Annotated in this window: 16 protein-coding genes and 1 pseudogene; 8 read left to right on the top strand and 9 right to left on the bottom strand. The window is 55.1% G+C overall.

Going from position 1 to position 19,873, the window contains the following annotated elements; all coding sequences use genetic code 11:
• The first annotated feature begins 381 nt into the window (after nt 1-381).
• From AC5S26_RS11525 to AC5S26_RS11515, 3 genes are read left to right on the top strand one after another with little or no spacing between them, the layout of a single operon-like run.
• The gene (locus AC5S26_RS11525) at nt 382-1,047 is read left to right on the top strand and encodes an ABC transporter ATP-binding protein (protein WP_494185036.1); all 666 of its coding nucleotides are present in this window, start codon (nt 382-384) and stop codon (nt 1,045-1,047) included.
• Nucleotides 1,044-1,838: an outer membrane lipoprotein-sorting protein gene (locus AC5S26_RS11520; protein WP_494185035.1), complete on the top strand. Its 795-nt coding sequence runs from the start codon at nt 1,044-1,046 to the stop codon at nt 1,836-1,838. The genes AC5S26_RS11525 and AC5S26_RS11520 overlap by 4 nt, the downstream gene beginning before the upstream one ends.
• Nucleotides 1,835-2,863: an alpha/beta hydrolase gene (locus AC5S26_RS11515; protein ID WP_494185034.1), complete on the top strand. Its 1,029-nt coding sequence runs from the start codon at nt 1,835-1,837 to the stop codon at nt 2,861-2,863. The genes AC5S26_RS11520 and AC5S26_RS11515 overlap by 4 nt, the downstream gene beginning before the upstream one ends.
• A 55-nt stretch (nt 2,864-2,918) precedes the next feature.
• Here the strand turns inward: AC5S26_RS11515 and AC5S26_RS11510 are convergent, their stop codons facing one another.
• Together AC5S26_RS11510 and AC5S26_RS11505 are read right to left on the bottom strand one after the other, a co-directional pair.
• A complete protein-coding gene (locus AC5S26_RS11510) occupies nt 2,919-4,520 on the bottom strand; it encodes a class I adenylate-forming enzyme family protein (RefSeq protein ID WP_494185033.1) in 1,602 nt (533 codons plus the stop codon).
• Entirely contained in the window at nt 4,517-5,623 is a 1,107-nt protein-coding gene (locus AC5S26_RS11505; protein ID WP_494185032.1) for an SDR family oxidoreductase, read from the bottom strand. The genes AC5S26_RS11510 and AC5S26_RS11505 overlap by 4 nt, the downstream gene beginning before the upstream one ends.
• 402 nt (nt 5,624-6,025) lie before the next feature.
• Between AC5S26_RS11505 and AC5S26_RS11500 the strand changes: the two genes are divergently transcribed.
• From AC5S26_RS11500 to AC5S26_RS11490, 3 genes and pseudogenes are all read left to right on the top strand, one after another.
• Complete coding sequence (locus AC5S26_RS11500; RefSeq protein ID WP_494185031.1) at nt 6,026-7,159, top strand: ABC transporter permease; 1,134 nt, start codon at nt 6,026-6,028, stop codon at nt 7,157-7,159.
• Nucleotides 7,160-7,316: 157 nt separating this feature from the next.
• A complete protein-coding gene (locus AC5S26_RS11495) occupies nt 7,317-8,591 on the top strand; it encodes a glycosyltransferase (protein WP_494185030.1) in 1,275 nt (424 codons plus the stop codon).
• A 63-nt stretch (nt 8,592-8,654) separates the two neighbouring features.
• Nucleotides 8,655-8,804: pseudogene (locus tag AC5S26_RS11490) on the top strand (IS6 family transposase); the annotation flags it as partial.
• A 251-nt stretch (nt 8,805-9,055) separates the two neighbouring features.
• Here AC5S26_RS11490 and AC5S26_RS11485 read toward each other — a convergent pair.
• Nucleotides 9,056-10,012 (bottom strand): universal stress protein, encoded by a 957-nt coding sequence (locus AC5S26_RS11485; protein WP_494185029.1) that lies wholly within the window; start codon nt 10,010-10,012, stop codon nt 9,056-9,058.
• 295 nt (nt 10,013-10,307) lie between these two features.
• Here AC5S26_RS11485 and AC5S26_RS11480 point away from each other — a divergent pair, with 295 nt between their 5' ends.
• Nucleotides 10,308-11,267 (top strand): MBL fold metallo-hydrolase, encoded by a 960-nt coding sequence (locus AC5S26_RS11480; RefSeq protein ID WP_494185028.1) that lies wholly within the window; start codon nt 10,308-10,310, stop codon nt 11,265-11,267.
• 123 nt (nt 11,268-11,390) lie between these two features.
• Here the strand turns inward: AC5S26_RS11480 and AC5S26_RS11475 are convergent, their stop codons facing one another.
• From AC5S26_RS11475 to AC5S26_RS11465, 3 genes are all read right to left on the bottom strand, one after another.
• Nucleotides 11,391-11,483, bottom strand: a complete 93-nt coding sequence (locus AC5S26_RS11475) for a twin-arginine translocation signal domain-containing protein (RefSeq protein WP_494185411.1) — start codon at nt 11,481-11,483, stop codon at nt 11,391-11,393.
• An 81-nt stretch (nt 11,484-11,564) separates the two neighbouring features.
• The gene (locus AC5S26_RS11470) at nt 11,565-12,992 is read right to left on the bottom strand and encodes a dihydrolipoyl dehydrogenase family protein (RefSeq protein ID WP_494185027.1); all 1,428 of its coding nucleotides are present in this window, start codon (nt 12,990-12,992) and stop codon (nt 11,565-11,567) included.
• An 87-nt stretch (nt 12,993-13,079) separates the two neighbouring features.
• Nucleotides 13,080-14,099: an alpha/beta fold hydrolase gene (locus tag AC5S26_RS11465; RefSeq protein ID WP_494185026.1), complete on the bottom strand. Its 1,020-nt coding sequence runs from the start codon at nt 14,097-14,099 to the stop codon at nt 13,080-13,082.
• Between the two features lie 1,061 nt (nt 14,100-15,160).
• Here AC5S26_RS11465 and AC5S26_RS11460 point away from each other — a divergent pair.
• Entirely contained in the window at nt 15,161-15,406 is a 246-nt protein-coding gene (locus tag AC5S26_RS11460) for a hypothetical protein (protein WP_494185025.1), read from the top strand.
• A gap of 1,275 nt (nt 15,407-16,681) precedes the next feature.
• Here AC5S26_RS11460 and AC5S26_RS11455 read toward each other — a convergent pair.
• The 3 genes from AC5S26_RS11455 to AC5S26_RS11445 form a co-directional block, all read right to left on the bottom strand.
• Nucleotides 16,682-17,392 carry a hypothetical protein gene (locus tag AC5S26_RS11455; protein ID WP_494185024.1) on the bottom strand — a complete coding sequence of 237 codons (711 nt, stop codon included), beginning with the start codon at nt 17,390-17,392 and terminating at the stop codon, nt 16,682-16,684.
• Nucleotides 17,393-17,721: 329 nt separating this feature from the next.
• Nucleotides 17,722-18,198: an ABC transporter permease gene (locus AC5S26_RS11450; RefSeq protein ID WP_494185410.1), complete on the bottom strand. Its 477-nt coding sequence runs from the start codon at nt 18,196-18,198 to the stop codon at nt 17,722-17,724.
• 820 nt (nt 18,199-19,018) lie between these two features.
• On the bottom strand, nt 19,019-19,852 hold the full coding sequence (locus tag AC5S26_RS11445) for an alpha/beta hydrolase (RefSeq protein ID WP_494185023.1): 834 nt from the start codon (nt 19,850-19,852) through the stop codon (nt 19,019-19,021).
• Nucleotides 19,853-19,873 lie beyond the last annotated feature (21 nt).

The following is a 19,873-nucleotide window of genomic DNA, read 5'->3' as shown; positions in this document are numbered from 1 at the left end:
GCTTGACCCAGGAACCAACCGCGCAATCAAGGCGTAGTGAAGTCTGGAAGTCAAATTTAGCAATAAACACAGCAGCAGTTGCAGGATAAACTGACACTTGGTTCTCTGCGAACTCGAACCACGATAGGACGCACCTCGACCGCATGGCCTCTAAATTGTCGTTAGTACGACTTGCCTCGAAGGACTTTGGGAGCCTACTTCTCCGGGCACTCGTGAAATTCTGCGGGGCCAGTACGTCAATCGGTGCATTTGTTGGTCTTATGGGCCTTTATCGCGCATTGGAAGACGAATTGCTCGGCATTGCCATTTTGGCCGGGCTGACTGTCGGAGCGTTTCCAGCCTGGCGCGGCGCCCGCCTTTCCCGGGTTTAGGCGCTACGCCATGACTGGTCCCATTCTGGAAGTGCGCAGCCTGTGCAAGGACTACGACGAAGGACGAATCGAGGCTCTCCGTGGCGTCGATCTCTCCATCAACGCTGGCGAATTCGTTGCCATTAGCGGACACAGCGGTAGTGGTAAATCTACCCTGCTCCACCTGCTCGGCGGGCTCGATACCCCCACCAGAGGCGATGTCCTGTTCCGCGGTGCGCCTCTGGGCTCTTCTATAAGCCTCGACACGTATCGCTGCCATCATGTTGGATTCATTTTCCAGGCTTTCTACCTACTGCCCACCTTGTGTGCTGTCGAAAACGTGCAGGCCCCCATGCTCGCTACGCGAAATGGCGCCGGCAATCGCGAGGAGCGTGCCGAGACACTGTTGCGTGAAGTGGGGCTGGAGCACCGAATGCGCCAGCATCCGAATGAGCTTTCCGCGGGAGAACGGCAACGCGTAGCGATTGCTCGGGCGCTAGCCAATAACCCGTTGATCCTGTTGGCAGATGAGCCTACTGGGAATCTCGACAGCACGAACTCCTCGCGAATTATGGAGATCCTCACTGGCATTCAGAAAACCCGTGGCATGACTCTGATTGTCATCACGCACGAGGACGAGATTGCGAACTCTGCGCCGCGTCACATCCGCATCCATGATGGAAGGATCGTGCCATGAGACTCGCCTCTGTGGGGGCTGCGGCAATGCTGCTCATTGCCACCACTGCGCACGCAGCGGATGCACGAGCGGTGAATGCCGCCGCGCGACAGCGCATTGAGACTACGGATTTTCGCGCCACCGGACACTTGGTACGGGTAGATGCAAGTGGGAATCGTGTCAGCAATTCCATTACCCTCAAGGCGCACTGGTTTCCAGGCGTTCTGCGCGTGCTCGTCGAGATTGTCCCGCCTCGGACGCCGGCGCGGGAAATGCGCCAGGATGCGCGCGTCAGTGTCTTGCTTGAAATGCGGCCCAACGGCCAGAACACGATCCGAACTTTCCGTCCACACGAGTCAGCGCCAGTCTCGTTGCCTCCTAGCAAGTGGAGCGAGAGTGTAGTCAGCAGCGACTTCAACTATGAGGACTTTCTCCAGCCGGAGTATTACTGGCAGGGTCAGACGATTCTTAAGATTGCCAGATTTGGCGCTCGCGATTGCGATGTATTGAAGAGTACACCAGGAGCATTGGACCATTCGCACTATGCCGCGGTCCAAACGTGGCTCGACCACACCATCGGCTACCCAATCTATGTGGAAAAGACGCTGAAAGATGGCGGAATCGTGAAGGAATTCACATACCTCGGTTTGAGCCGATCGGACGGAGTATGGTCAGCCAGGCAGGTGGAAGTGAAGATACATAGCCGCCCCGGATCGACCCTCTTGATCGTCGAACGCGGAAGCGCAAAAGCAAATCTCAACATCAGGGACTTTAGTCCCGAGCAGATCAGCCAATTCGAGGATCACCATTGACCCTTCTATTCGTATTTTCGACTGCCGTTGCGGCGTTGCCCGTCGCGGGATTTCTCTATCAATGCATCGGCGGCAGTCTTGACCGAAGGCGGTATACCGGTGCGGGTCGTTGGGTGGAAATCGAGCGAGGGCGAAGGCTTTATGTGGTCGAGAAGGGATCGGGCGGACCCGCCGTGCTCTTCGAGGCCGGCATCGCGGCCACCAACTTGAACTGGCATCACATACAGGAAACTGTTTCTTGCTTCACTTCCACGGCGTCGTATGATCGCAGCGGCCTTGGCTGGAGCAGCCCATCCTCCACTGTGCGCACGCCGGGAAACATCGCAGCTGAACTGCACACCATGCTGCACTCCGCCGGTATCAAGCCGCCTTACATCCTTGTGGGACATTCCTTCGGTGGGTTGGTGATGCGCCGATACGCGGCCACCTATCCGGAAGATGTCGCAGGCGTTGTCCTGATTGATCCAATGCGCTGCGAGGAATGGCCGCCACTCAATCCAGACAAGCAAGCCATGATCGATCGAGGCAAGAAACTCTCTGGTTACGCGATTCCGATTGCGCACTTTGGACTGGCTCGACTCGCCGTAACCTCTCTTCTATGCCGTTCGGGCCGGATCTCGGGGCGTTTGGCAGGTGCCGCAGGGGTCGGGGGGCAGCATGTTCTGCAACGGGTCACGGAAGAAGTGGGCAAGATGCCCAGGGAGGTGTGGCCCATTGTCGCCGCACATTGGTCGCGGCCGAGCTACTACGCCGGAATGCAACGCCATGTGGAAGCAGTCCCAGAAACAGTTCGTGAGATGGAGGACGCCGATCCCATTCGCGAGATCCCGGTACTGCTGCTGACGCCCGGAAAGTCGACCCCTCTCTCCGACCTATGTCTCGACCGGATCGGAGACAATGTGCGTCAGGTGATTGCGTCGGCCAGCGCGCACTGGATCCATCTCGATGAGCCCGGACTCGTCGTTGATTCGATTCGCGAGATGGTGATGGCCGCAACCCCCGAAGAGATTCCAGTAACAATCTGACACCGTTGCACTATGCGAAAGAATCGAGCAATGGGTGAGGCCAGCAACGGCGGCTTCAGTCCATCAGCTCTGAAAATCGCTCCTGCAGCACCCGTCGAAGATACTTGCCGCTGTGATTCTGCGGCAGGCCGCCAGGGGTGAGAATCCAGATGCGCCGCGGCGCCTTATACGCCGCGAGATTGCTGCGGCACCAATTCAGCAGATCAATTTCTTCGGAAGAGAAGCCTGGCTGCAATTCAACTGCGGCCACCGGGATCTCACCCTTCTCCTGGTGACGCAGGCCGAATGCAACTGCGCGGGCCACAGCAGGGTGCGCCAGCATTGCTTCTTCTAGTTCGCGAACGTACACTGAGTAGCCGCCCGACTTGATCACATCCTTTGTGCGCCCCACAAGGCGGATAAGTCCAAGGCGATTGCGCGTGGCCAGGTCACCGGTACGCAACCAGCCGTCCCCGCTAAGAAGGCCTTGAGCATCGTCCTTGTCCTTCCAATAGTGCGGAGCGAGACCACGACGACGAATCTGGCATTCGCCCACTACACCCGCTGGCACGGTCTGGCCATTCTCATCGACGAGGCGGATGCGAAACGGCGGCACGGGGAGACACAGGTCTCCGCTCCCGTGCAGCAACGGCAACTCGATGCCCATCATCGCGAGGCCACCCAACTCCACCATGCCGTAGCCGTTCAGTAGAACGGGTGGGATACGCCAACCACCCAGCAGCCGAAATAAGGCTCCAAACTGACGCAGACGCAGTCGAACGTCAGAGGGAAGGTGGTCGCTGGCCGAGAGCCAAACACGCACACTCGCCAAGCGTGCAGGTGCGGGGTTGCTGTTGACCAGGCGGGCAAACATAGTGGGTACGCCAACAAAGGCGGTGATGCGGAAGCGCTCAACAAGGTCCAGCGCTGCATCGACATCGAAGCGATCGAGAAAACATCCCCGGATACCCGCCATCAGGCCGTACAGAGCAATGCTCACAGCCATGATGTGTGACCAGGGCAACGCTACGAGCGCAAGGTCCCGCGGGCCCAAAAATATCCCAGAGAGTACCGTGGACACGCGCGCCCCAAGCAATGCGTTGCTCGACAAGGCTGCGCCCTTGGGAAATCCACTGGTACCGGATGTATGAAAGATGGCAACCGTTGCCGCCGGATCGATGGTGACTGGCGGTGACGCCACATAAGTCTCGGAGACGCGCAAGAATCCGTCGAGCGTCTCCTTCTCGTCATCTGCCTGTATCCAAGTGCGAACATCAAGGGCCTGGCGATCGCCGATGGTCCGTTCAAATACTAGTCTGTCGGTAACGAGAATCTCTGTGCCGCTATCGGCGAGAATCCGGCGCACTTCGGCGAGGGAGAGTTGCGGATTCAGCGGAACAGCGATGCCTCCCGCGCGGATAATGGCAAGAAACCAATGGAAGCATTCCCGATTGTTACTGCGATAGATGCCAACAGGCTGGCCCGGGTGAAGCGCGATGGCCTGACGCAGAAAAGCATCGATGGAGCAAATTTTTGCGTGCAGATCGGAAAGATGAAAGACGCCGCTTTCGTATACCGCGACTTCGCAATTCCCTTTTCGACGAACCAACTCATCCACAAGATTAGCGACTGTGACTCCACGGTTCCGCGCGAGCTGATAGCGCTGGATAATACTCATTGCGCAGAGTCCGGCTTGCGGCCCCACTCGCTGGCCACACAATAATGGAAAAGGCGGTCGAGATAATCGAGTACCGGGGGCGGACTCACCCCGGCAGGCTGCAGAAGACGTTCCGCATTGCTTGTGTCAAACTGCATGCGCATGGTGAAGTAGTCCCTGTAGGCGCGGCCGTCGCGGAGCACACGACGTTTGCGTCCCCACAATGAGAGAAACAGAAGCGGCCGCACCACGGCGAAGAAGAATCTAGGATCAACGAAACGCGGCTCGGGACCGTTGAAATACTCCATCGCCCGATGGGCAACTTGCTGGATCGACGCACTGGCGCGCGGTCCAGCACAGAGATGAACTGTACAGCCCAAGGCTGCTTCATCGAAGAGGAGTTGCGCGACGGAACTGGCGACAAAATCGACTGGCACAATGTCGAGTATTGCGTCAGGATAGCCAGGGACGGTGCGCCAAAGGCGTCGTGCGTAGATCTTCAGCGGCCAGTACATCATCTTGAAGCTGGAGGTGACGCCGGTTCTGGAGTCACCCACGATGATGCTGGGACGTAGTATCACGCCGGGAAGTGCACCGAGACGCGATTGTACAAGGGCCTCAGCCTCGGCCTTGGTTTGTTCGTAGGTGTTGCGATAGCTCTGGCCCACGGCAAGCTCGTCTTCGCGCACCACGTCCGAGCGCTCGCCGGCCACATAGGCTGTGCCGACGTAAGCAAAGCTTTGAAGCTGACGCGCGCCGCCCGCAAAATCAAGAATATGCCGGGTGCCCTCGACGTTGATGCGACGGGCCTCGCCGAGCGAATGATCGAAGCGTACTGTGGCAGCGGAGTGAATTACTCGGGTTGTTTCAGCCGAAAGGCGTCCGTAGGCGGTAGGATCCAGCCCACAATTAGGCTGGCTGACGTCGCCAGAAAATACCTGAACGCGCGACCGCTCTGCTAAAGGAATGAACGAATCAACGCGCTGCTGAGCCGATTGCCCGGCTCTGTCGCGGATGAGCAGCGCCAGTCTGGCGTTCGGCTTCCGCTCCAGAAGTTCGCGCACTAACTGGACTCCGAGGAAGCCCGTTGCACCCGTAACTAGAATGAGCTCTTCGTTATCCATTTCAAAACCGGCCTTAGTCCGCGAACAATAAGAAGGCCGGCGAATCATGACCGCTGGGTACCTATGCGACGGGCTGCGCTACCGCTCATTATAGCCCGCGAGCGGTGTCGAGCTAATTGTCTCTTCGGGGGGCAGGACGATAACTTACTCAAGGTCGACAACCGGACGCAACCCATCGCGCCATTCGACGACGATTAGGCTAGGCGCGCGCCCCCCTGCCGCACAGAGCTTGCGTGAGTACGAATCTACGCGGCGATAGCGGAGGGCATCTGACGGCCGCAGATCAAAAATTGTAAATAACGCCTTGAACCTCTTATTCTGAATGGGCGCATCGAATATCATCGCGACAAACTGGCAGCTCAATTTTCTTCAGCGCGAAGACAAAGGACACATTCCAACTTCATGGCCAAATCATTGTCGTTCACGGGATTCGTTTTGAAGAACCTGCGGCGCCGGAGGCTGAGGACTCTGCTCACGCTGGCTGGAATCGGAATGGCGGTGGGGGCGTTTGTAGGCTTGGTGGGCTTTTCGAGCGCGTTCGAACAACAGTGGATGCGTATTTACTCCAGTAGCGGCACTGACATCGCCGTGATTCAGGGGACCTTTCTGAACACTTCGCTGGACGAATCGACGACGGCAAAGCTCAGGGATTTGCCCGATGTGGCGCAGGCGTCGCCCACGATCTTTAACCTGATGGACCTGACACCGGACGTGAACGCGCTGGTATACGGCTGGAAGGGCGATGCATTTCAGTTCAATTCTCTGCAGATTCTTGCAGGGCGACGGTTTCGCGACGGCCGTGCGGAAGTCATGCTCGGCGATATGCTCGCTCAGGATCTGAAGAAGTCCCCCGGCGACATTCTTGAAATTCAGGGCACGCCATTCACGATAACTGCCATTTATCACGGCGCTTCAACGCTTCAGGCGGCCGCGGTTGTCATGCCTCTGGATCAGTTGCAACAGCTAAGCAGCCTGCAAGGCAAGGCTTCGACGATTGATGTGCGGCTGCGCCCAGCGCCCCGCGGAGAAACTTCGGAACAGTACTTGAAGCGCGCGCAGGCTGAGATTGAAGCTGCTCTGCCGGGAATGCGCGCTGTTCCCGCGGCGGAACGCGCTAGCGACAATCAGTTTGTGAAGTTGGCCCACGCTTCCGCCTGGGGTACGTCTTCGCTTGCCCTCCTCATCGGCATACTGGGAATCGCCAACACCATGGCGATGTCGGTTTTCGAGCGCACGCGGGAGATCGGCATCCTGCGCGCTCTGGGTTGGAACCGATGGCAGGTGCTGGCTCACATTGAGATTGAAGCAGTCACGCTTGGCCTGGGAGGAGGATTTCTCGGTATCGCTTTCGGGTGGTGTGCTCTGCGGGTGCTGGCGACCTTGCCTCGGACCGCAAGTCTCGTTTCGGCGTCACTCCACTGGCCACTTCTTGCTGAGGCAGTGGGAATCGCGGTGTTCGCCGGGCTGATTGCCGGAGCGCTTCCGGCGTGGCGCGCAGGGCAACTCTCACCCGTGGATGCGCTGAGGCACGATTAGCCGATCTCACAGAGGAACCATTCGCCCAGTGCTCGCTGTGGTATCTTGCCGTTGCGATCGTGTGGCAAACTGCTCGTGCCAAAAACGGAGATGCGGCGCGGCGCTTCCTTAGCAGTTTCTAGTAGCACCTGAAATCAATGAATCATTGAAGAGAGCGATGGCAAGATTTGGGGCATTTTGTTTTCCGGGAACCGGTCATCTCAATCCGATGACCGCGCTGGCGCATTCCTTACAACTGAGAGGCCATGAGGTAGTGATCTTCGGGATTGCGGACACCGAGGCAGGTGTGCGTGCCGCGGGTATCGAGTTTCATCGGATCGGCGCCGAAGACTATCCACCCGGTACCCTCAAGAAGCTGGACGAGCAATTGGCGCGGTTAAGGGGGATCGCCACCTTTCGGTTCACGTTGGAGCGGGTAAGAAATTCGATGCGGATGAGCCTGCGCGACGGGCCGGACGCGGTACGGAAAGCCAACGTAGAAGCGCTGCTGGTCGACGAGGCGGAGTTTGCTGGAAATGTGGCAGACCATTTAGGCCTGCCCTGGATCTCCATCGCTTTGATTCCTCCCTTGCTCCCCGACGACCGGTTTCCGCCCTTCTGGTTCGGCTGGGCGGCGGGACAGGATCGTCTCAGTCGTTGGCGGAACCGCCTTGCAATTCACTTGCTTTTGCGGATCGCAACCCCCATCTTCAGGGAAGTGAACCAGCAGCGTAGCGCATGGGGGCTGAAGCCCCTCGCGCGTCCCGAGGAAGGGTTATCGTCTCTGGCGCAAATTACTCAGTTGCCTGAGGCACTGGAGTTCGAAATCCGCGGCAAAAAACCAGCGGGGCTTCACTATACCGGGCCGTTCTTACACGCTCAACAGCGTCCTGCCGTCGACTTTCCCTGGGACCTCCTCGACGGACGCCCACTAATTTACGCATCGCTGGGCACTCTCCAGAACGGTTCGGAAGCCATCTTCAGGACGATCACAGATGCCTGTGCCGGACTCGGCGCACAATTGTTGATTTCGCTGGGTGGTGGACTCGATCCGGCAAGACTGGGAAAGCTGGCCGGCGATCCGCTGGTGGTGCGATTTGCTCCCCAACTGGAGATTCTGAAGCGGGCCACGCTGGTGATCACACATGCCGGCCTGAACACGGTCCTCGAGTCGCTGTCCGAGGGAGTGCCGATGGTGGCTGTGCCCCTCGGCAACGACCAACCCGGGGTGGCGGCGAGGCTCAAGGCAAGCGGAGCATGCGTGGTGGTTTCACGGCACAGGCTAAACCCGGCCCGGCTTCGCAAAGCAGTCATACTCGTGCTTCAAGAAGCCAGATACCGTGAAGCGGCCCAGGTCTTGCAGAGAGCTATCCAGCAGTTGGACGGACCAGACCGCGCTGTAGATCTCATCGAACAGGTACTGAAGCTCCGTTCGACTCAGCCCCTATCCTGATCGGCTCTGTCGGATTAGCGGGCATGTCGTAGTCTGGAGTTCGTTTGGTGATGACCCTTGTTTATGTTTCAAGCGCCGCGTTTCGCTGTGGATATCATCTTGGTGTGCGTTCGCTGGTAGTGCAAGTATGGGATAAGCTACCGGGATCTGGCGGAGATCATGCCGGAACGCGGCGTAGGCGTGGATCCGTCCGCGATCATGCGCTGGGTTCGGTTCCCATAGAACTTCCTAGCGCCGGACCTGAAGAGCGAATACCAGCATTGGTTCAAAGACGCGGTTACTTGCAATTCGCAGAATCGCCGCGAAGCGTAGGAGCGGACTCACTTTCAGCTTGGAGAAGGGGGCGTAGTCGAGACCGCTGACCTATGTGTATTTGGTGGGTGCGGCTCTTGTCCTGACCTGAGGTAAGAACCTTCGAACATAGCGACATGATGTTTCCGGTACGAACGGTAAGCGGCGCCTCTCTATCGGACACCTTCGATGTCGATGACTGCCGAGTTCGCAGGAACGGTCAAGACTGGAGATCTGGCACCAGCCAGAAGACGATATGCGAGGCTCGTACGCAAATGACGTTGCAAGAAGGATGCTGGCTGAACACCGAGAACGATGAGGTTGGAGGGTTCGGATGTGATCGCTCTCAACTCGTCTTCTGAAACGATCTTTGAAAGCTGGAAGTCCACGTCATACCATGTCGTTGGTAGATGGGGGTCGGCAAATCGAAGAAGATTGCTATACAGTGCCGCCGCCCGCTTGAGCATGGGGGGATCTTGAATAGCTGCCTTCGAGGCGAGCTGGTAGATCTCAGTTTTCACACCGAACGCCTCGCCCAATGCGAGCGCATAGGTAGCCGCAGCAGTGGAGGCAATGCTGAAGTCTGAGATATAGATCACTCTCTTGAAGTGAATATCTCGTTCGAGTACTTCTGGAACCTGTGGCCCAACAGTGAGGATCAGCTTTTGAGAACCAAGCATTAACGCTTCCGTATTCGATCCGAGCAACAAATGATTTATGCCTGTGTGCAACCCTTCTGTTCCGATCACCAGAAGGTCAACATCACGCTCCACCAAAACCTTAATGATCGCAATGGTGACAAAGGTTTCTTCGACAACAACCTCTGAGAGAAGATCGGAGTATCCTGCCTCTGCGACGAATTTATCTAAGGACTCTTGAGCGACCTTGCGATCGTTGCTGGGCACCTGATCAATGGCTTCCACTGATTGGCCGTAGGGACCATATTCAAACACGTATAGGCTGCGGAGTTTGCTGCCGAAAAAATGCGCAAGGTTCGCAGCATAGCTCAAAGCAAGCTTCGAATTTTGATGAAGGTCCGTCGCCAACAGGATCGTTTTTAATCGTTTCTTAAGCCAGGTTTGCGAGTCGCTCATCCTATCCCCCTGTTTCTGTAATTCACTCTTTGCCATCACCGATCTCGCTCAGATGCCATCGGCCTGCTAGAAAAGGTTACTAATTGTTTCATCGCCATTCGCCGGATCCGACGCCAACCGGCAGAGCTCGAAGGAAGGGGCCGGGAGCATTAGCTAAGGTTTCCAGAGTAATATCAGGGATATTGTTCAGCAAACGTACGGAAACATGCGGTTTGTATTTTTGCGAGAGCAAGTCCGACGGGGAAATTGGAACCGAAGCCAAAGGCCAGGAAGTAGGGTTGGAAAAGAATGAGGTCAATGGAAATTCATGGAGCAATAGGAGGACCTTAGGATGACTCCAGACGCGTTACTCAACATTTCACGCCGTAAGTTTCTCGCTGCCGGAGGTTTGGCCTTCGCCGCAGGTTGGCTTGCTCCCAGTTACTTGATGGCCGAGACAGAAGGCATTGTTGTAGGAGCGTTCAAAGAAGCCGCCACAGCGAAAGTCACGGTTCAAAACCTTCGCCGCAATATCAGTGTCCTCTTGGGCGCTGGTGGAAATATCGCCGTTCTTTCCGGCCCTGATGGAAAGCTGCTCATAGATGCCGAAATCGTCACCGCCCGTCCGAACGTCGAAAAGGCAATCGCAAGCATCAACACCGATCCCATCAAACAATTGATCAACACTCACTGGCACTTCGACCACACTGGTGGCAACGAATGGGTCCATGAGGCCGGAGGCAGCATCCTGGCGCATGAGAACACGAGCAAACATCTTTCCCAAGCCACGCGCGTCGACGGGAACTGGCGGTACACTTTCCCGGTCGCGCCGGCGGGTGCGATTCCTTCCACAGTCTTCAAAGAGGAACACACTCTGTATGCCAACAACACGACTCTGATGCTTAAGCATTACTCGCCTGCTCACACGGACTCCGACATCTCCGTGTATTTTTCTGAAGCCGACATTCTTCACACCGGAGACACCTTTTGGAACCGTGATTACCCCTTTATCGACTATGGGACAGGAGGCAGCATCGATGGCCAGATACGCGCGGCAGAAGCGAACATCGCAAAAGTGACGGACAAAACAATCGTCATTCCCGGACACGGAGCTGTGGGGGACAAAGCCGATCTGATTCTATTCCGAGACGTATTGGTTGAGATGCGTGACAAAATTGCAGCGCTCAAGAAACAGGGTAAGTCCTTGCCTGAAGTGGTCGCGGATAAACCTGGCGCGCAATATGACGCAGTATGGGGCCGCCTATTCCAAAACCCGGCTGACTTTGTTGCGCTCGTGTACCAGGGCGTTTGAGACCTATCTTGGATAGCTACATCACGGAGTCTTATTGGCATGCGGTACCTGGCCTCAGCTACAGACTATGACGAGAGTTTCCGGTGTCCCAGCCTGTGTCTCACCGAAGACAGGAGCCCCGCGCTAGTTGAGGGCTGCCGTCGCTCCGCCGATCGCCAATCCTTGCACGAAGCTCCGGCGATTTATGAGAGGTGTAATCCGATTGTCCGTAACCATCTTTTTCCGCATACTTCCTCGCGCAGCGGGTTGGCTTGCAATGCGTTGTTTATTTCAGACGCACAACACCACCCCCCAACTCTATGGATGATTGTCGGAATGCGATGGCTTTACGATGACTGTCTGAATTTCAGAACTAAATAGTGGCCCCAGACCTTCCGTCATTGTCGGATGTGTAATGATCAGATCGCGCAATGAGTTGAACGGCAGATTGTTGGCCATTGCGAGTTGGACAGGAGCGAGAAGTTCTCCGACTTCTGGCCCAAATCCCGTGAATCCGAGGATCGAATCATCCGTTGTGCTGATGAGAGCCTTCAGGAAACCGCGTGTCTCGGAAAGAGTGTGCGTTCGTTGAATAGATGTCATCGGAATCTTAGCCAGCCGATAGGACGTGCCCTGCACCTTTGCTTGTGCTTCCGTCAGACCGATCCGTGCCAACTCCGGATCGATGAAGAGGCAAAACGGTACTTGGCGGCCCGTGGTTACGCGAGTTTTCCCCTCGTAGTTATCACGTACGATCCGAAAATCATCAAAGGCGATGTGTGTGAAAAATGGACTTCCTGCGCAATCACCGACGGCCCAGGTACGAGAAGCCGTCGTTTCGAGGCGTTCATTCACTTTGACGAAACCGTCGTGGGTCGTTTCGATTCCAGCCAGATTCAGGCCAATGTCAGAAGTGTTCGGTGTTCTTCCAGTAGCAACGAGCAGATGAGATCCTTCGAGCGATACCGTTTTGCCATCTTTCTCAAATGCGATCTTCACTGCGTCACCGGATCTTCCTGTTACTAAATCGACATGCGCTCCCGTTATGACTTCAATCCCTTCATCAGTGAAGAGTTCTCCTATAGCGTCGGAGACATCAGTATCTTCGTGATGAAGGATGCGACTGTTCCGTTCGACCACTGTGACACGACTGCCAAACCTTCTCATGGCTTGAGCGAATTCAAGAGAGATGTATCCGCCACCCAGGACAACGAGGTGTGAGGGGACGATATCAAGCTCAAGTGCTTCGATATGAGTGAGTGGTTGAGCCTCAGCGAGTCCAGGTATTTCATCAAGCTTTGCCCGCGATCCGGTGCTGACAATAACCGCATCGCCCTGCACACGCCGGATCGTCCCATCCGGAAAGGAGATCTCGATCGTTCGCTCGCCAACAAAGCGTCCTTCGCCGATCGCTATCTCGGTTCCATTTTTTTCGAACCTTGCCAGGTGGATTTTACGAAGATCTTCAACCATCCCTCGCTTTCGGGCACGCACAGCCGTCATGTCAATTGAAGGCGTACCGGCAGACACACCGAACTCGGTGGCGCGGTAAGCGTAGGATGCGACCTTTGCACTTTGGACTACATTCTTGCTGGGCAAACAGGCAATGTTCGGACACGACCCACCGATATATCGGCGTTCAATCATGACGGTTTTCTTTCCAATGGCGGCCATATGCCAGGAAAGATATTTGCCGGCTTCTCCGCTGCCAAGCACGACGATGTCGTAGTGTTCAGTCGCCACCATAGTGTGTCTCCAATTTGGGTTCTTTCCTACCTATACCGAAAGATAGAGCGGCCGACATCGTGCCGGCGCGCTCCCGTTCGCGTGCCTCTACCTGCGTGCAATGTTGTTCTTCTTGAGGAATTCCTCGATGCGCTCCGCAATCTCAGCACAATGTGTCTCGAGTGCGAAGTGTCCTGTGTCAAGCATATGCGTCTCTATGTTCTTGAGGTCGCGACTGTAGGGTGGAGCACCCTCTGCCGGAAAGATGTAGTCATTCTTCCCCCACACGATCAGGGTCGGAGGCTGGTATTTGCGAAAGAATTCCTGGAAGGATGGATAGAGCGGAAGATTCGTCCGGTAGTCGTAGAACAGATCCAGTTGGATTTCGTCATTGCCTGGTCGGTCCATTCCGAGCTGGTCAAGGGTCCAGGTGTTCGGGTCAAGCAAGCTCGTATCGCTCACCCCATTCTCGTATTGCCACTTTGTAGCCTTTGGTTCTGTGAGGAAGTGAATGGCCTGACGATTTTCCTGAGACGGTTCGTTCCAGTATTTTTTGATCGGGTCCCAGAAAGCCAGAAGCCCTTCATCGTAAGCATTTCCGTTCTGAATAATCAGCGCCTGCACCCGCTCAGCGTGTCGTAAGGCGAGTCGGTAGCCAATCGGGGCACCGTAATCCATCACGTACATCGAATACTTCTTCAGATTGAGTTGATTGACTAAGCCATCAACGACATTCATCAGGTTCTCAAAGGTGTAAGCAAAATCCTTGTGATCGGGCATGCTGCTCATTCCAAAACCGGGATAGTCCGGCGCGATCACGCGGAAAGACTGTGACAGACGCGGAATCAAATTGCGGAACATATTCGATGAAGTCGGGAAGCCGTGAAGCAAAAGAATTACCGGTGCATCTTTCGGGCCAGCATCGCGATAAAAGACATCCAGGTTGTCAATCTTGGCAGTGCCATAGTGCACTGGAAATTCACGTACTTGAACTTGGGTTTGGGTTGTCATGTTCGTTCTCCTTTTGATTGCATCTGGATAATTGAGGAAACTGTCATGGCTAACGGGTTGGCCATGCCCTCCAACAAAGAGAGGTCTGTTGGTCGGCTCAAACAGGAAACCGACCATATTATTGTTTGCCAGGGCAAGAAACCACGCTATCGATGATCCGCAGTGAATTAGCGGGAGGCTGCTATTGCCGAACGAATCCCATCACGGGCCTTCTCGCTCACACCTTCGTCTGCGTGAAATAAGGTTGCTGTGTCATGCCTTGGGCCTTCACTAGGTCTTGTAAGTGTTGGCCGCGCGGCGTAATGAATGCATCGACGATACGCTCTGTGAATCTCATAGTCACTACCTTCTTTAGAGATAGTGAAGAAGGCGACCATCGAGAAAGAGATTGTTGCCGGGTATGGTGGATTCTTGCGGATTTATTAGCAAAAAAAGTTGCTGGGACGAACTATGAAACAACACAGATTGAATCAACAGAGAAAACATTGGGTGAGGGAGGATCTCCACACCCCTGAAAACTTGCAACGCGATCCTATATTTCCTGGGGCTAAACGTTTTTATATCCGCGTTGGTTCAAGCATGGTGTCTCCATTCCCCAGGAGTCCGGTTTTGGATTGCGTACATTCACTATGGACCGGCCTGGTAATAGAGAAGCACCATCACCAACGTTGCGAGGTTCCCGTCCACGATCACGAAACATTGGGTCTCCATCTTCAAACGGAGGGAGAGATCGACATGGAATGGTTTTGCTCAGGACGATCAGGTCGACAGAGATCAACGCCGGGGAGTATGTTGCTTCATCCAGCCGGTACCCGCGATCGCGTCATCTCTGTGTGTTGCTCTTCTGGCTTGCCGCGAAGCCTCCGCAGTGCGATATCTGTGACGGAATCTCGCTCGTGCTTACGGCCACGCAACGGTTAACAGCTCAGCATTCCCATCCGGTCGCACCTGATACCTGTAATGTAATTTGCTCCTGCTGCGGATTCCACGGACTACCGAATGTCCAACCGACTCTGACGCCATCGGACGCCACGATTGCAAGCCTTTCGACAGAACCTACCCGGCCGGCTTCCGCGCCTCCTATGGCCATCTTCCGACCGCCACGCAAGCTCCCTCCTAGCTCACTGAGTTCCGCTTTTCGCGGATCGAATCAGCACAGAACCGAATAGGAGACTCCCATGCGTACACGCGTGTTCGCGCTCGTTGGAGCGCACATGCTTCTATCCCTCTGCGTTTCTGCCAATGGGCAGACAGCAAGCGGCAAGAAAGTCTTGCCCACAATCGAAATGTCAAGGGACGCTGACGACGAGAAAGCCCTCCTTGAAGTCGGAGCATCGACGAACTGGAACTTCAGCGGCGGAGCAGCAACCTTTGCGCCAACCTGGCGGCGGAATGCACTCCCATCGAGCACTGGCTTGAACTAGAAGCCGGTGTCGCGCCCTTCTTCACTCGAACATCTACGGAGTGGGATTCCAATTTCCTTTTCAAGAAGCCTTGGACGATCTCAAAGAAGGCAGAGTTTATGGCGGGCGTCGGCCCACAGTGGGCTCATTTGAAACAGAACGGAAAGGCTTCGGACACGTTCTCTGGAGAATTGGCGCGAGACTTCATGTTCTGGCCGACAGGACGACACCACTTTGGATGGTATTTGGAGCCTGCCTACAATTACAGTTTCGCTGGCGGCCATCAGCAATCAATCGGTATGTCTGCTGGTCTACTTATCGGTATCCGGTGAGAGTGTGGACCACGAGAGATGGCCTACACTCATCCTGTTCTACGGGAGGTTACGGCTTTGCCGGGGCGCGTCGACTCTTGAAAATTTAGTCACACCCTCAAAATAGGATCGCTGTCGTGGGTCGCGGAAGACGCGCAACGGCCGCAGATAGGTGAGGAGCGCAGGTGTTGCTGTGGCGAGAACATTGACGTTAAAGGCCTCGGCGATCGCATGATAGCCCGCGTCGTTCGGATGAAGGTGGTCCCCCTGTCATACTGCGGTGCGTACATCGTAGGATCTGGCGATTAGGAATGAGTTGGCGTCAGTGTCAGCAACATCACTCGACAATAATTATCGTTCTAGATTTCTTCACCGAATCCGCATCCCCTAGATGCGAACATCGCCATCCGAAGAAAACTGGTTATTCAATCGGCGCAGCCACTGTTATGACATTGGACGCAATACGGCGCTCAGACTTATGGTACTTCCATGTGACCTGTATCTGATATTTCTCCCCCGGGCTAAGATTCACTAGCTTATTCGCAATCATGTGATCATGAAGTACTTGACCTGGTTGCAAGGTATAGGCTCCGCGGCTTCTGCGGCCAGGTGCTTGCAGCGGCAAGAGTGGAAGCTCTTGCCCTACGCTATTAGTTACCCTGAGGACGAATCCGTTCAGCTGCCCTTCATTGTGTTCAACAAACGAACGAAACAGGAAAGGTTCCGTCGAGACATTAGTTAAATCCACATCAATGACCAGGTCCTTACTCTTTGTGGAGGACGCCTGACTCGCTGAAATTGAAAGCTTAAGGTCTACATCCTCCCTTGTCGGATGGGCCTTCTGGTACTCCACTGTGGGCGGAGGAAGGGCATTTGTGGTTTGTACTAGCCCTACCAGAGGAGTAGAGACTGCAGAGTACAGGAGGTAGTAAGCTGAACGCTTTTTCACCATATGAGATTCTCCACTATCTTGTTGTTTAATAGCTTAGGTCTCTGAACTGAAGCGAGTGCAGCTGCCGGTGGCCTTGGCCGCAAGGAAGGGATCTGTGACGTCGACACGGTACAAGGTGTCGATGGTGAATTCCATACTGGATACATATGATGGATCCGTCAATTTTGTCGGAACATATGTCAGTGGAGCGTTGGTGCAACCCCCGCAGTTTAGAATCCATGTTGTGTTATTGGTTGTTGGCACATTCATGTTCGGGACATTTTGGCTCTGTAAAGTGTTAATAGCGTCCCCGTTGAAGTTCCAAGTTATGTACCCATATGGGATAGGGATGTTACAGTCTGAGCTCGCGTCCGGATTACATGGCGTACCCGCGCCCATCCACATTACATACATCGTTGCGGAGAATCTTCTTTGAAGTTCTCCATCTTCACCATCTAAGGGATCCTCTGGGGAATCCGAGGTCGCGAGAGACGAAATGAAGTTCGGATATGGATACTCATGGTCGAGCGCCGGAGCATTTGGGGGGCCGACACATGTAGGCACGCCGGAAGGACTCAACGCGAGCTCATTGTCCTTGTTGATAAGTTGGACGAACAACGCGCTGGCGGATTGTCCCACCGGGGGTGTCATCGTTGCATCAAAACGCATTCCGTGTTTGCCGCCCTGTTCATCATCACCGAAGGATAACGCAGGACCGATTGCATCGTCGGTGAAAAGCTCCGCGATGCCCGGAGAGGCGGTCATATTTACTCCGGTGGGGCCTGGCATAACATTGAATTGAACCTTGACAGAATTAGTTTGTGCAGTGCTCGTGGTGTACGTATAAGTTATGTTCCTCGCATCGCCCGAATCAAGCCAGTAAAAGTTTATGGAGTAAGGCGATGACGAAGTGCTAGTCAAAGATGGCAAAGCTGTTACCGAGCCACTACCGGTAGGTGAATGTTTATATCCCCCGATTGCGGTTCCTGGAGGAGCAGACCAAGTCTGGCTTGTAATAGACACTCCCGCAGGGAGAGATATTACCGGTGTAAGGAAAATTTGCTGCCCGATGAGCACAGATGTTGTTTGCGTGATTATGGCGTGATTGAACGAAATCTGCGGCACTGGTGCAGGAGCGGCAGCGTTACTTCCAGACGACGGTTGTCCCGGCGTTTCTTGAACGAATCTGTTTCCGTTAGAACCGTGCGCAACCTGACAACCACGCCACCGCCCTGGGTCGTCTCCTCGGGAAGGTAAACGTCAGCGCCCCAGCCCCAGGTAAAATGTGGGCGGGTTACGCCAACGATCGTGTACAGCCGGTGATTCAGTTTAAGAGTCTTGCCGATGACTCCGGGGTCGCCGTGGAAGTGACGTTGCCAGAAACGGTAATGCAGCATTACCACCGGCAGGGGCTCCTGTTCTTCTGGCGAATCGGAAGGGCCGAGATTCCGGCCAAGCAAAGGTGGGACGCCGAGAGTGACAAATGTCTCGCCAATTCCAAAGAAAGCGATAGCGTTCTCGGGAACGTCATGGCCGGTAACTGTTAGGTGCCGCGAGTTCCAGGTGGCGATGCCGTCGAAGGCATGCTTTGCATTACGCAGGTTAGCCCTAGATGTCTAGGCGTGTCAATCCCCGAGAGCGTCGATTTCGGACCAGATCACTTCTGCTGGCAGCTTTGGACGCTTCCGGTTATTCAGACGGGCAGGTATGATACTTCGGCGTTGCCTCAGCTCTCGAGCCCATGAGAGCATAGCGGGCATGAAATTGATTCGACTTGGATCCATCCTGCAAGCCGTCATCAGTGGTGCACTCTTTATCGGTAATGTTCATGCAGTTTCGGGACTTCAGAATTCGCCGGTCTCAGCCACCCATGGATCACCGGCTACACAGCGAGACGGATCTCACGATTTCGATTTTCTCATTGGTGATTGTCCTTGTGCGCTATGTCTGGCTCGACATTGCACCTAAGTCATCGCGAATAGAACAATCTTTTTCGTCAGACGGCGGAAAGACATGGGAAGTTAATTGGGTATGCGAGCTCTCACGATGAGTGCCGGCGGGTTTCGCGGCGGAAAGTCGGCAACTTGGACACTTGCCGGTTATACGGAAACTTGCCAGGGGCATATCCGATCCGACCGGGTGAATGAGTGACTTGCCCTGTTCTCGCCACTTGGGGATCGTGCCTAGGGCGGATCGGTCAATACGAGCCACTAATCTAACGTCACCGCTGTCGGCTGGTTCGCTAGGTTTGCGCTGAAGGAAGCTCACATGGCTGGAACGGCCTCCCGTGCCACGTTCCAAGAAACTCCCTCGATCGGGAAACCCAAAAGGGTGCAAATGGACACAGACTTGTGTCCATTTGCAAATTACATTTCCGGCTCGATCTGGGTATTACCGCCCTTCAATCGATGTCGCGGCCTGCTTGATAAACTGTGCGACCCTCCGCGGATCTTGAAGCATTGCGAGATGGCAGGTCGGCAGAGTGATGGTGGTGGCGTTGATCTTCTGCGCCATCTGCTCCTCCAGACCTGCGGTAATCGTTTTGTCTTGAGAGGCGACGATGAACCATGAAGGTTTCGTCCGCCAGGCAGGTGTGACAGTCGGCGTTGCCGAAAGCACAGCAACAGACGCCGGCCCCTGTGTTACTGTCAGCAGTGCCTGCTCAGATTTCGGTAAGTCCTGAGCAAAGGCTTCGGCCACGCCTCGCGCGGAAATGGTGACGAATTGAAAGGCTGGATCGAAGTTTAGAAACGGTGTGAGCGGAGATGGAGTCTTTAGCGCTCCCAACAGTGAGAAGGCGGTTTCACCTGTATCAGGAGCAAACGCTGCAACATAGACCAACCCCACGACATTTGGATTATTCCCCGGTGTGTCTCCGATGACAACGCCTCCATACGAGTGTCCGACGAGCAGCACAGGACCGGGGTATGCCGTGGTAATGCGCGCGATCGCACGCTCCGTTACGGCGTCATCGTCTGCAAGAGACGTAAGGGGAAGCTGCACTGCGATGACATGGTATCCATCCTTCTCCAGCAGAGGAATCACGTCGGACCAGCTTGAGCCGTCAGCCCAGGTTCCGTGGACCAGCACGATGTTTTTGACGCCGCGACTGGAACTGTCTCGCGCTGACTCTGGGGTTTGTTGGGCATAGCCAACATTATGGAATCCTGCCATCAGCAGAAGTCCGGCACTCAACACTTCCCGGATTAGTTTTCCTGTTCTCATAAATTATCCCTTCACGTTTTC

This window comes from Edaphobacter sp. FHG110511_03, from assembly GCF_059115365.1.
This window is presented reverse-complemented; position numbering and strand designations above follow the sequence as displayed.